Source organism: Schaedlerella arabinosiphila, assembly GCF_003885045.1.
In the GTDB taxonomy this organism is placed as follows: Bacteria; Bacillota; Clostridia; order Lachnospirales; family Lachnospiraceae; genus Schaedlerella; species Schaedlerella arabinosiphila.
In genome coordinates this window covers 3,341,654-3,353,978 of sequence record NZ_RHJS01000002.1, presented here as the reverse complement: position 1 = coordinate 3,353,978, position 12,325 = coordinate 3,341,654, and the positions used below count along the sequence as shown (strand labels likewise).

The following is a 12,325-nucleotide window of genomic DNA, read 5'->3' as shown; positions in this document are numbered from 1 at the left end:
AGTGCCGTCGCAGGGACGGTTTGGATGATATAGAATAAATGAAGTGAGGAGAAAAAAGATGAATAAAATTACAGAAACATTGCAGATGGATCATTTGATTATGGAGGCTTTGCGGGAGGATATTTCCAGTGAGGATGTGACCACCAACTCGGTGATGAAGGAGGCCGTGGAAGGGGAAGTGGAGCTGATCTGCAAGCAGGACGGAGTCATTGCCGGGCTGCAGGTGTTTGAACGGGTTTTTCAGTTGCTGGATGGGGAGACGAAGGCGGAGTTTTTCTGCAAGGACGGAGATGTGGTGAAAGCCGGGGAACTGCTGGGAAAGGTGACCGGCGACATCCGTGTCCTGCTCTCCGGTGAACGTGTGGCGCTGAATTACCTGCAGCGGATGAGCGGCATTGCGAGTTATACGCGATCAGTCGCGGATCTCCTGTCGGGCAGCAGGACGAAGCTTCTGGATACGAGAAAAACGACGCCCAATATGCGGATATTCGAGAAGTACGCGGTTCGGGTGGGAGGCGGCTATAATCACAGGTACAACCTGTCCGACGGGGTGCTCCTTAAGGACAACCACATCGGGGCGGCGGGAAGCGTGACAAAAGCGGTTCAGATGGCAAAGGAGTACGCGCCTTTTGTACGGAAGATCGAGGTGGAAGTGGAAAATCTGGATATGGTGAAGGAAGCGGTGGAAGCCGGGGCAGACATTATCATGCTGGACAACATGTCCGCGGAGGAAATGCGGGAGGCAATCCGCATCATCGACGGCAGGGCAGAGACGGAATGTTCCGGAAATGTGACGAAAGAGAATATCGGGCGGCTGACGTCCCTGGGGGTGGATTATATTTCCAGCGGCGCGCTGACACATTCCGCTCCGATACTTGACATTTCGCTGAAAAACCTGCATGCTATATAGTGTAAAGAAATCGGGAGCGGGAAAGGGAGAAACAGGTATGATGACGGGAACAGAGCGCAGAGATAAAATCATAGAAAGAATCAGGTCAAGCAAGACTCCGGTCTCCGGCAGCGCGCTGGCGGAATGCTGCGAGGTGAGCCGGCAGGTGATTGTGCAGGATATTGCGTTGATTCGGGCAGCAGGATATGATATTATATCTACACACCGCGGATATATTCTGAATGCTCCCCATACGGTGAACCGGACGTTTAAGGTGCGGCACACGGATGAGCGGATGGAGGAGGAGCTGTGCTCCATCGTGGATCTGGGGGGCTGCGTGGTCAATGTGATCGTCAACCACCGGGTATACGGGCGGATGAAGGCAGAGCTTGGAATCCGCTCCCGGAGAAATGTGATGGAATTTCTGCAGGGAATCCAAAGCGGGAAATCCAGTCCGCTGAAAAATATTACATCGGATTATCATTACCACATGGTGGAGGCGGACTGTGAAAAAACACTGGACATGATCGAAGAAACACTGCGGGAAAAGGAATTTCTGGTGGAAACGCGGGGATAAAAATAAGCGGATCTGCGAATGCTATATAGAAAAGCTCCTGGAGAGGAAAAGAGGATATGATAAAACTGGATTGGAAAAGGCTGTGGTATGACCTTTTTATTGATATATTCGGCGGGATTTTGATCGGGGCCGGGATCTATAATTTTGCAGCAAATGCGGAATTTCCGCTGGCGGGCGTGTCAGGTATCGCGCTGATCATGTTCCGGCTGTGGGGAGTGCCCATCGGATTTGCGACCATCCTTCTCAATGCGCCGATTGCGATAGGGTGCTATCGGACGCTGGGACGGGAGTTTTTTGTGCGTTCGGTTCGTTCGGTCATCATTACCTCTCTGATCACAGACTATGTTGTACCGCTGTTTCCGGTGTATTCCGGGGACCGGATGCTGGCGGCGATCTGCACCGGCATTTTTTCGGGGCTGGGTTATGCTTTGATTTTTATGAACAGCTCCTCCACCGGGGGAATGGATTTTGTGTCCATGGCGATTCGGGTTAAGAAGCCGCATATCTCCCTGGGGCGGATCGTGTTTGTGCTGGACTGCGCCATCGTGCTGCTGGGCGGGGTGATTTTCCAGGATGTGGATGCGACCATCTACGGACTGATCATTTCCTATCTGCTGACGGTGGTAATTGATAAGATCATGTACGGTATCGATTCCGGCAAGATGACCCTGATCGTGACGGATAAAGGGCAGGAGGTTGCCAGCAAGATTGATGAATATATCGGCCGCGGCGCCACAATCCTGACCGGGAAGGGAAGCTATACCGGGGCGAAGAAAGAAGTGGTGATGTGCGCCTGCAACAATAAACAGATGTATTCCATTCGGAAAATGGTAAAGGAAGTCGATCCGAAGTGCTTTATTGTGATTATGGAATCCAATGAAGTGGTGGGGGAAGGATTTAAAGAAGCGTAATGTGCGCTTCTTTTTTTGAACAATGGATGCAGAAAAGCTGCAGATGGCACGTCTTTTTGTATACGGGAATGCGTATTTTTTGCAGCGGTTTCATGCATCTAGGCTTTGCCGGATGCATGAAACCGCTAAGCTGGTGAGAAATTTCGTTAAGTGTCTCGGCACATGTTCTTTCTAATTCAAAAAAACTTGCTAAGTGTTTACATTATACGACAGCCTCGATAAGGCGTTTGCCGTTGATTACGATTTCCTGAACGCCGATCTGTTTTTTCTGATTAAAGTTAAAACTGAGCATATATCCGGTTTGCAGGTTATAGTCATCCAGATAATCTATAATTTGATTTTCTCCACGGGAATTATATTCGTTTCCACGCCATATTTTTGTTTCAATCACATATTGTTTGCCGCGATAATCTACGATAATATCTGTTCTTCCCAGACTGCGGGTACGGGCTTCTATATAATAATTTCCTATTCCGTTGATAATGGGGCGAAGATAAAGGAGAAAATACCGTCTGCCCTCTTCTTCCAAAAAAGTTTCCTTTCTGTTTCCATATAAATCATGAAAATGCAAAACAAATTTCTCCAGAATCTTTTTCATATTCAAATGGCCTTCATGGATAAATATATTTTTATCCAGTAATGATGCCGTATATATATCCAAAGATTTCATTTCATCCAGAGAAAGAAAATAATTATAAAGCAAAGTATCAAAAATGCGGTTTTCCGGTATCACTTTTCCGGCCGCATTTTTTACGAATCCAAACATGACCGCAAGGCCGATTACCTGGTTGGTCGGGTTGTATGTGATGGGTTTTCCAAAGAAAAGGAGTTCTTTCAGCATCTGCTCCAGTTCCGGATAATCAGCCAGCTTGCCGATCAGGGAATCAAACAGCGTATTGGTTTCCATCAGAAGTATGCGCACTGCCTCCAGAAAACCTTCCCTGGTCCAGGCGCTTTTCTTTGTGTGTTCATCCCGGGCGTCGATTTTTTCGTCCATCAGCTTGCAGAGCCGGGATACCAGATAGGGGTATCCGGATGTATAATCATGCAGAAGCCCAGCCATTTTAGAAGGGTTCATGCCTGTTTGATGGTCCGATTCATATTCTGTGAGCATCCCTTCGATCCCGTCTCTGGATAAACTCATGTCCACCTCAAAATCGGCCGCAATATTCCAGGGACTGTTTATTTTATGGTCCTCTTCCGGCCGTATTTTTCTTTTTAAATTTTTAATGTCATGTACTCCGGCAAGGATCACAGACTGGAAAGCCGCAGTTCCTTTTGTGTCTCTCTCCAGATAGTAATTGCGCAGTTGTGCAAGAAAATCAAGAAATACCTGATTATTCGATGCGCTGTCCACTTCATCAATCATCAAAACAACCGGCCTGGCACTATTGCCGCAGACCTCCAGCAGCTGCTCGAACAGCTTCATAAGGTCAAAAGCCGGATCTTTTTCATTTAAGATTTCCTGCAGTTTTGCAGTCAGTTCCCTTATACCCGGCATTTCGTTCCCATGACGACGCTTTAACTCTCTGATAAACACTTGCAGAAACGCCAGAGAAAATGTGTTTTCATTCTGATAAGATGCGCTTCCGAGCGATTGAAAATCAAGCCAGATCACAAGATAATCCTCTTCCAGTGCTTTATCCAATGCCGCCAGCGTAGTCGTTTTTCCATACTGGCGGGCGCGGTTTATTGTGAAATACGCTCCGGCGTCTATCATCTTTCGTATCTGCCGGATGCATTCTGTTATGTCTGCCATATAATGCTTTTGAGGGATGCATGGTCCCGTCACATTAAATATCTTTCCCACTGTAACACTCCTCCTCTGCCGACTTCTGTGCGGCGGATCATCTTCGGACTACCCTTCTGAACAGTTACATCTTATCATGATAAAAAGGAAAATTCTACTATGATTCACCGGTTTTTTTAAGGAATTACTTGACTGTATACCTGCTATATACTTTAAAATCACTGCATAAAGCTTGAGAAAGGAAGGCTGAATTTATGAAAACAGCAAAAATAGTTACCATGTTCACAGCAGGTATCCTTCTTTTTTCCGGCTGTCAGGCGACGCCGGATCAAAGTTCGGTGGCCAGTAAAGCGGAGGGCCTGAGTGAGGAGCTTATGGCCGAACCTCTGGAGCCGGGGGAACTGCAGGAGGTTGATCTGCCGGGGCACTGGAGCGTGTCGGAGAAGAAGAGCAATGACAGGGTAACGATTCTGGCGGATCTGGAGATGGGAAAGCTGGAAACGGAAAATTTGCCAGTAGTGGAAATGAAAAACCATTCGATGACCCAGAAGGAACTGGAAAGGTTTACGGCGTATTTTGCAAATGGGGAGGAGCTTTATGTGCCCCAGGCTGATACAAAGGAGGTGTTCCAGAATGTGAAGGATCGGATTGACCAAAAGGAAGGGGTCTACGCAAACCCTGTACTGGGGTCATTTCTTGAAAAGAAGAGCAGTTTGGAGGAGGCTGTCCGTCTTGCGCCGGAGAAACCTGGCCGGGATGAAACGGCGGAAGTGAAATTTCAGAAGAAAACAGCGGACGCGGCCGGGGAGGCGGCCAATAGCTGGGCTTATAAGCTGGGCGTGGAGAAGGAGCAGATTCCGGATGCGGAAGCTTTTTTTGCGGCGGATGTGGGGAAGGGCAGGCTGTCGCATATCGAGGCGGAATGTTATGATCCAAAGATCGCCAACTGCAGCAGGTTTACCTGGATAACCGGAACAGACCGTTATGATCTGGAAGAAATCCAGCGGTATGCGGCAATGAATGAGTTTATTACGGATACCAGCGGATATCAGGAGCAGTTTCGGGATTTGCTGGGGCAATACCAGGATGCCCTGGAGCAGGAGACATTTTCCGCGGAAGAGGGGCAGAAACAGGCGGAACAGGTCATGAAAGACCTGGGTGTGCCGGAGATGGAGCTTCTGTCGGCAGACCGGACACTATGGTTTCCGGAGGAGGAAATGCCGGATGTGAGATACGCAGAGCCGGGGGATTTTTTCTGGCAGGCAAAACCGGAGGAGGCGAGGGCCGCATATCGGTATGTGTTTACCCGCGCATACGGAGGGATTTCCGCGGAACGGGCCGGCGGGTCAGCCGCAGAGGAGGCCGCGGACAGTTATACCTCTCCCTTCCCGGTAGAAACCGTGTCGATTACGGTCACGGAGGAAGGGGTGAAAGCGTTTTCCTGGACGGGAATGTGTGAGGAGGAGGCGGTCATCGCGGAACATGTGAAGCTGCTTCCATTTGACAGCATACAGGAACGGCTGTTTGAGCAGATCTATTATTACTACCTGGGCAAGGGACAGCCGGAAGAAGATAAAACCAATTTCCGATTCCAGGTGACCTCTGCTAAGCTGAGGTACACTTATGTGACTGCCTTTGATAAGCCGGAGAATGCCTGGCTGGTTCCGGCCTGGAACTTCGAGGTGATGGAGGGCTCGGGACTGGATGGGGACATCCGGGACTTTGCAGGCTTTCAGGTTACAATCAACGGGATGGATGGAGGTGCCATTGCAGAATGAAACTATCGGACGGGAAAATGGAGCAACTGAGCAGGGATATGGAACGGCCGGACAGCATAATGGAGAAGCGAAGCAGGAACATGGAACGGCCGGACAGGAAAATGGAGCAACTAAGCAGGAACATGGAACGGTCGGACAAGAAGGGGATGTGGTATATGTTAAAGGCTGAATTGAAAAACCATATCCTGAACCTGCGTTTTTGGGCGGGGGTGCTGCTGATTCTGGCTGCCGCGCTGGTGTCGGAACAGACACACCTGCAGTTCCTGCTGGATTCAGGCGGTTCCAGGGAAGGGCCGGGGTGGTTTCTGGCGTATTCCTTTTGCTCCGGCGGAGAACATACGCTTCTCTTTGTTCCCATCGCTGTTACATTTGCGGCAGGCGGGGAGGCGGAGCAGGAGCTTCACAGCAGATTTGCCCTGTTTAGCTGCGTGCGGACGGGGAAAAAACAATACCTTGCGGGGAAGGCAGCAGGGCTGATCCTCTCCGGCGGGCTGATGCTCAGCGTCTCCATGCTGCTGATGCTGGGGATCAGCGTCCTTGTTTTCGGGGATATCCCGGTATTGGGCGGGGGAGGGCCGGCATTTTCAACGGTACTGCTGCAGGTACTTGTGAGCTTCCCGAGAGGGTTTTTAAACGGGGCCTTGTGGGCGATGGCAGGCGGATTTGCCGCAATTGTGACCCGCAGCCGGTATCTGGCGTATGCAGTGCCGTTTGTCCTGTATTACGTGCTGAGCGTATTTCAGGAGAGATACTTCCGCAGGTTTTTATTTCTGAATCCCAGATACTGGATGGCGCCGGTCTATTTCAACGACCTGATCTGCATATTGATCCTGCTGGCGCTCTGCGCCCTGACCGGCTTTCTGTTTATCCGGGCATTGAAAAGGAGGTTGGATGATGCGTGATATAAGACAGGCTTTTCAGATTGCGGGGCAGAACTTTGCCGAATGGAGGAAGAGCCCCCGGATCGCGATGACATTTGTTATGGCTCTGGTGCTCTGCCTGATGCTCTCAGACCAGGTGCTTTCCCATGCGGTGCGGTATGAAACGGTGCTGCAGATCCTGGAGCCGTTTATCTGGACCTATGGGGACGCGGCTTCGGTGATGCTCTCGTCTCTTCTGCTGGTGCTGCTGTTTGCGGATATGCCTTTTGTGAGCCAGGCGACGCCCTACTGGCTGGTACGGACAAGGCGGAGCGTCTGGCTGGCGGGGCAGGTGATCTATGTGGTTCTCACAACGGCGGTCTACAATCTTTTTCTGCTGGCCGTCCAGGGGATCATGGGAGCGCCCTTTTCCTTTCTGGGAAATGTATGGAGCGAGACGGCGGCTATGCTGGGATACGGAGGGGGAGAGGGGATTACGGTGCCGGTTTCCATCAAGACCATGGAGATCTCCACGCCGTACCAATGCGCCGCGGTTGTATTTTTGCTGATGCTGCTATACTCCCTGTTTATTGCGGTGCTGATGCTGGCTTTGAACCTGTACGCGGGAAGCGCGGCAGGCGTGCTGGGGGCATTTGCGGTGAATCTGTACGGACTGCTCCTGAACCCGCAGATTTTCCAGAGGCTGTTTCATTTTACAGGGAATCTGGCGTACCGGGCAAATGTGCTGTGCGGGTGGCTGTCGCCTTTGAACCACGCCACGTTTCCCATGCATAATTTCGGATACGATTATCTGCCCAGGGTGCAGGTGAGTGCGGGAATCTTTTTGGCTCTGATCGTGGTGTTGGTGCTTCTGGCGGGGAGAAAAATGCGGAATTATGATTTCTCGTTTATGCAGGTGGATGAGTGAGGTTACAATGGGAGGGTGGATGTATGAGAAGCTGTGGGAAAACCAGGCTATTTGGGAAAATGATATCATTTAGGAGAATCATGCCATTGCTGCTGCTCAGCGTATTTCTTATGACAGGCTGCCGGAAAACGCCGGAGGAGAGTGCGGTAGTGAGTAAGGCCGAAGGACTGAGTGAGGATGTGATCGCGGGGCCTTTGGAAAGCGGGGAAATCCGGGACACGGATATTCCGGAGCACTGGCAGATGGAAGAGCTGAAAGGTGAGGACAGGGTGACGATCAGCGCGGATCTGGAATTTGGAAAAATGAAAATCGGAAACCTGCCTGTGATCGAAGTGAGGAATCATGTGTTTGGGCAGGAGGAGCTGGAAAGGCTGGTGGATTATTTTTCGGATGGAAAGGAATTGTATGTGCCTCAGCCATATACAAAACAGGTGTTTCGGAATGTGATATCCAGAGTGGATGAAAAACAGGGGCTCTACGGCAGCGGCTATTCCTGGGTGAATCCATTAAAAACAAGACAGCGGATGGAGGCCGCGGTGGAAATTGCTCCGGAGACAAACGGCACACCGGAAAAGGCGGAGGTGAAATTTTCAGAAGGATTTGCAGATCAGGCGCAGGAAGCAGTTCGGTTTCGGAAACGACGGATGATATGTATTCTCCGCCTTTCCCGGTGGAAACGATCACCATTACAGTGACAGAAAGCGGCGTCAAAGGGTTTGTGTGGGAAGGAATGATGGAGGAGGCAAAGACGGTGACGGAAAATACGGAGCTGCTTTCATTTGAAAAGCTCCAGAAAAAACTGGCGGACCAGGTGTTCTACCGGTATTCCTCATATGAACAGCCGGACAGTGATACCACATTGTCCCGCTACACGGTGACAGATGCGGTTCTGGGATATGCTTATATTCCTGCTTACGAAAATCCGGAGAACGCATGGCTTGTACCTGTCTGGTATTTTACCGTGTCGGAGGGAAGAGACGGCGTGGACTGGCAAAATATATATTATCTGGTGAACGCGCTGGATGGAAGGGTTATTACCGGGGAGTAGGCGCTTATGAGAGAAATAAAAAATGTGTTTGCCAATGTGTTGTTCTGGACGGGGCTGGCAGTGCTTACCGCGGCATTTTATCTGAGCGGGCGGGAGTATATGGGGCAGCTTGCCGTACTTTTTGACGGACAGGAAGGGGAAGGGCCGGCAGTCTGGATCGAGGTTTTCCAGTATTGTATCACTGCAAAGAACGGGATGATGTTTGTCCCGATCTGCGCCCCGCTGGCAGCAGGCGCCTGTGCCGAAATGGAACTGCGCAGCCGGTATGCCCTGTTTTCCTGCTGCCGGATCGGGAAGAGGAGCTACTGCAGGAAAAAGATATGGGAGTGCGTCCTGCCGGGGGGACTGATGGTATTCTGCTCGGAACTTCTGGTATTGCTGCTGGCTTTTGTCAGGTTTTACAGGCTTTCGCCGCCGCCGGACGGGAGTGAAATCGGGGGCATAATCGGAGTGATCCTGTTCAGCCTGGGAGAAGGATTTTTAAACGGCGTGCTTTGGGCGGGGGCAGGCGGGACGGCGGCCGTACTGGCAAGAAATCCGTATATCGCATATGCGCTTCCGTTTGTCACGTTTTATGTGCTGACCGTATTTCAGGAACGGTATTACCGGAGCTTGTTTTTTCTGAGCCCGAAATGCTGGGCAGATCCGGTTTATTTCCGCGAAGCAGCGAGTAAGGCAGCGCTGCTGATATTTGGCGGCTGCAGCGAGAACTTTGACTTTGGGCATGTGTTCTGCATCGGGATATTGTCTGGAATGTGTGCAGTCTGTTTCCGATGTTTTCCTGGGGCTGTAAAAAGGAGGCTGGATCTGATGTGAAGCTTGGCGGATTTTGGGAATGGATGAATGGGTTGAAATCATTTGGAAAGAAAGGGGTATACAATGGAAAGTGCGGTCAGATTGATGGATTTGACAAAATCATTTGGAGAGGAAACGGTTTTAAAGGGGATCACGCATCATTTTGAGCGGGGACAGATCCATGGGATCATGGGGTTTAACGGGTCCGGGAAGACGGTCATGTTTAAGTGTATCTGCGGGTTTTTGAAGCCGGACGGCGGGGCAGTATGGGTGGACAAAAAGCAGATCGGAAAGGATGCGGATTTCCCGGAATCGGTGGGGATGATCATTGAGAGCCCGGGATTTTTGCCGGGGCTGAGCGGATTTGCCAATCTAAAACGCCTGGCGGCGCTGAAACGTCTGATTACGGATGAGGAGGTGCGCGGGGCGATCCGGACGGTGGGGCTTGACCCGGATTCGAAAAAGAAGGTGGGGCAGTATTCCCTTGGGATGCGGGAACGCCTTGGCATTGCGCAGGCCATCATGGAGGACCCGGACCTGCTGATACTGGATGAACCATTTAACGGGCTGGATAAGCGGGGGGCGGAGGAGGTCTGTGTCCTGTTGGATGAGATCAGGGAGCGGGGAAAGACGATTCTGATTGCGGCTCATAATATGCTGGAGATCGAGCGGCTCTGCGATACGGTCTGTGAGATGGATGCGGGGAGATTGACGCAGGTGCGGTGACCGGGATGAAGGGGAATAGAAAAGGGGATGTTCCAAAAGAATAAGCATTCCGTGAATTACATCCTGTCCATATTTTCTAAAATTGAGGCAGTCCCTTTGATGGGGCTGCCTCAATCAAAAAAATGCATTCACATATACCAGTATTTTACCTAATAAATCTTTCGGCATTTTTTCCGCAAACTGAATAATTTTGCTGAAAGCAAGTACACGGTAATTTTAATTTTCGGTATTGGCGAATTTAGTAATGTACCACTACCGGCGTCCCGAGCTGCAATATGGAATATAATTCCTGTGCATTGTAGTATGGCATGTTGATACAGCCGTGGGAACCGTTCCAGAGGTAGACGTCTCCGCCGAACGCGGGCTGCCAGGTGGCGTCGTGGAAGCCGATGCCGCTCCAGGTGACGCGCATCCAGAAATCTACGGGGGAACGGTATTCCGGTTCATTGGTTTCCGGGTCTATATTTCCGACCAAAACGGTGGGGGACAGCTTTTCCAGGATATTGTATACTCCGGGAGGGGTGGGCGTGCTGTTTTTTCCGGTGACCACGTCGGACTCAAAAACGACGGTGCCGTTTTCCAGATACCACATATGCTGGGCAGTCATATCTACTTCCAAAAATGTACCGCCCCAGTCCTGGGGAGCATGGGAGGCAGCGGTCTGATCGCAGGCCGGGGCTTTTGTCACGACCTCGCCGTTTCGGATGCTGTTTACCAGAGCGGGAAATTCCACGTCTTCATTGATGATCCAGCCGTAAGTACCGCCGGAAACCTCGGTGGCTTTACCGGCCGGGGTGGTCAGAGGCCTGGTAGTGCCCACGGTGTCGTAACGTCTGCCAAATTCGGTCATCCAGTTGCGGATCGCGGCCTCGTCCAGTGTGACGTGAAAATCTGCGTCATAGGACAGCCAGGTGGAGATCAATGTCTTATCTACCACGATGGGGATGTCCATTTCGTAGGTGATGCTTGCCTTGCAGTATTGGTTCAGAGTCTGGCAGAGCTCTTTCAGCTTCGGCGATTCGGCGGTGTATTCCGGGGCTTTGTAAAAGCCCTCTTTCTGGAGGTCGATCTCTTCATCCAACCGGGCAACGGACTCATGGATCTGCTTTAACAGTTTTTTCGAATCCAGGTCGGTGCCGTATACTTCCGGTTTTATGACGTAGGAGTTTCCGTCAAATTCCGGGTAGGCGGACTGGGGCTGGATCGGTTCCGCGGTTACGGCTTTCAGGGAACTGACCTTTTTTTCCAGGGCCGCTTTATCGTAGGAGATATCAAACGTGATCTCTTTGTATGTTTCTTTGAAATATTCCATCGGCCATGCGAAAGCGTTCTGGTCTTTTAGTATCTGGTCCAGAGCCTGGCTGTCATTCCAGGACATATCGATCTCGCTGCCGGTGATGTCCTCAGTCTTACCGCCGCTTTCTGTGATCTTCAAGGTATAGGCGTCTGCCTGGCCTGCAAAAAAGGCGCGGGCATCCTCCACGGTCTGCCTGGAAAAATCCTGGCCGTTGATCGTGGTGTTAAAAAGGTAATGGCTTCGGAAGTAGATGGACACGCCCAGGTATGTAAGCAGCAGGACAGCAGCGAGGACGGCTGCGGTGCATGCAGCGATTTTTTTGTAGGGCAGCGTTTTCGCTGGTTCCGCGGCAGAAGGTGCGGTTTCCTGGGAGGAGTCCTGGGAAGAAACCTGCGCAGGGGGCTGCTGGGAATCCTGTGCGGAAGTGCTCTGGGGAGACTCCGTGGAATGGGTCGGCGCGGAATCTGCGGAAGTGCTCCTGGGAGGCTCCGTGGAAGGATTCGATGCGGAATCTGTGGAACTGTGCAGAGAACTTTCGGTGGAAAGATTCTGCTGGATTTCCTGAGAAGCATTTGAAGCAGCCTGAGAGCGGCTCTCCAAATGGTTCTGGGTCTGCTCCTGCGGTTTGCCCTGGGAATTGGGCACCGGAGTCTCCTGCGGGGTGTTCTGCGGATGGTCTGTGAGTGGCGTGTCCGTTGGTTTCATGGGTTGTTCTCCTTTAAAAATATATGTAATGATTCAGAGCAGAGCCGGAACCTCCGCGGCA

Annotated in this window: 12 protein-coding genes; 10 read left to right on the top strand and 2 right to left on the bottom strand. The window is 51.2% G+C overall.

What is annotated here, in order from left to right:
- Positions 1-58 precede the first annotated feature (58 nt).
- The 3 genes from nadC to EBB54_RS16000 are packed head-to-tail and all read left to right on the top strand — an operon-like array spanning position 59 to position 2,377.
- Entirely contained in the window at positions 59-910 is an 852-nt protein-coding gene (gene nadC / locus EBB54_RS16010; protein ID WP_004075350.1) for a carboxylating nicotinate-nucleotide diphosphorylase, read from the top strand.
- Positions 911-950: 40 nt separating this feature from the next.
- On the top strand, positions 951-1,466 hold the full coding sequence (locus EBB54_RS16005) for a transcription repressor NadR (RefSeq protein WP_044990291.1): 516 nt from the start codon (positions 951-953) through the stop codon (positions 1,464-1,466).
- A 56-nt stretch (positions 1,467-1,522) separates the two neighbouring features.
- Positions 1,523-2,377: a YitT family protein gene (locus EBB54_RS16000; protein WP_125128185.1), complete on the top strand. Its 855-nt coding sequence runs from the start codon at positions 1,523-1,525 to the stop codon at positions 2,375-2,377.
- Between the two features lie 202 nt (positions 2,378-2,579).
- On the opposite strand, the gene EBB54_RS15995 is transcribed toward EBB54_RS16000, so the two are convergent.
- Entirely contained in the window at positions 2,580-4,187 is a 1,608-nt protein-coding gene (locus EBB54_RS15995) for an ATP-binding protein (RefSeq protein ID WP_125128184.1), read from the bottom strand.
- 194 nt (positions 4,188-4,381) lie between these two features.
- Here EBB54_RS15995 and EBB54_RS15990 point away from each other — a divergent pair, with 194 nt between their 5' ends.
- From EBB54_RS15990 to EBB54_RS15960, 7 genes are all read left to right on the top strand, one after another.
- Positions 4,382-5,905: a DUF6034 family protein gene (locus tag EBB54_RS15990; protein ID WP_125128183.1), complete on the top strand. Its 1,524-nt coding sequence runs from the start codon at positions 4,382-4,384 to the stop codon at positions 5,903-5,905.
- A complete protein-coding gene (locus EBB54_RS15985; protein ID WP_243127694.1) occupies positions 5,902-6,807 on the top strand; it encodes an ABC transporter permease in 906 nt (301 codons plus the stop codon). The genes EBB54_RS15990 and EBB54_RS15985 overlap by 4 nt, the downstream gene beginning before the upstream one ends.
- Positions 6,797-7,693, top strand: coding sequence for a hypothetical protein (locus EBB54_RS15980; protein ID WP_330554531.1), 897 nt, complete (start codon positions 6,797-6,799; stop codon positions 7,691-7,693). The genes EBB54_RS15985 and EBB54_RS15980 overlap by 11 nt, the downstream gene beginning before the upstream one ends.
- Before the next feature lie 80 nt (positions 7,694-7,773).
- Positions 7,774-8,388 carry a DUF6034 family protein gene (locus EBB54_RS15975; protein ID WP_125128182.1) on the top strand — a complete coding sequence of 205 codons (615 nt, stop codon included), beginning with the start codon at positions 7,774-7,776 and terminating at the stop codon, positions 8,386-8,388.
- Positions 8,364-8,741: a DUF6034 family protein gene (locus EBB54_RS15970; protein ID WP_148099375.1), complete on the top strand. Its 378-nt coding sequence runs from the start codon at positions 8,364-8,366 to the stop codon at positions 8,739-8,741. Before EBB54_RS15975 ends, EBB54_RS15970 begins: the two co-directional genes overlap by 25 nt.
- 6 nt (positions 8,742-8,747) lie before the next feature.
- Positions 8,748-9,557, top strand: a complete 810-nt coding sequence (locus tag EBB54_RS15965) for an ABC transporter permease (RefSeq protein ID WP_125128180.1) — start codon at positions 8,748-8,750, stop codon at positions 9,555-9,557.
- A 63-nt stretch (positions 9,558-9,620) separates the two neighbouring features.
- Positions 9,621-10,262, top strand: a complete 642-nt coding sequence (locus EBB54_RS15960; RefSeq protein WP_125128179.1) for an ATP-binding cassette domain-containing protein — start codon at positions 9,621-9,623, stop codon at positions 10,260-10,262.
- A gap of 238 nt (positions 10,263-10,500) precedes the next feature.
- On the opposite strand, the gene EBB54_RS15950 is transcribed toward EBB54_RS15960, so the two are convergent.
- Positions 10,501-12,264, bottom strand: coding sequence for a L,D-transpeptidase family protein (locus EBB54_RS15950; protein ID WP_125128178.1), 1,764 nt, complete (start codon positions 12,262-12,264; stop codon positions 10,501-10,503).
- Between the last annotated feature and the right edge of the window lie 61 nt (positions 12,265-12,325).

Coding starts and splice junctions, on each gene's coding strand:
- nadC (WP_004075350.1), top strand. CDS start 59: ATGAATAAAATTACAGAAACATTGCAGATGGATCATTTGATTATGGAG.
- EBB54_RS15960 (WP_125128179.1), top strand. CDS start 9,621: ATGGAAAGTGCGGTCAGATTGATGGATTTGACAAAATCATTTGGAGAG.
- EBB54_RS15950 (WP_125128178.1), bottom strand. CDS start 12,264: ATGAAACCAACGGACACGCCACTCACAGACCATCCGCAGAACACCCCG.
- EBB54_RS15985 (WP_243127694.1), top strand. CDS start 5,902: ATGAAACTATCGGACGGGAAAATGGAGCAACTGAGCAGGGATATGGAA.
- EBB54_RS15990 (WP_125128183.1), top strand. CDS start 4,382: ATGAAAACAGCAAAAATAGTTACCATGTTCACAGCAGGTATCCTTCTT.
- EBB54_RS15980 (WP_330554531.1), top strand. CDS start 6,797: ATGATGCGTGATATAAGACAGGCTTTTCAGATTGCGGGGCAGAACTTT.
- EBB54_RS15975 (WP_125128182.1), top strand. CDS start 7,774: ATGCCATTGCTGCTGCTCAGCGTATTTCTTATGACAGGCTGCCGGAAA.
- EBB54_RS16005 (WP_044990291.1), top strand. CDS start 951: ATGACGGGAACAGAGCGCAGAGATAAAATCATAGAAAGAATCAGGTCA.
- EBB54_RS15965 (WP_125128180.1), top strand. CDS start 8,748: ATGAGAGAAATAAAAAATGTGTTTGCCAATGTGTTGTTCTGGACGGGG.
- EBB54_RS16000 (WP_125128185.1), top strand. CDS start 1,523: ATGATAAAACTGGATTGGAAAAGGCTGTGGTATGACCTTTTTATTGAT.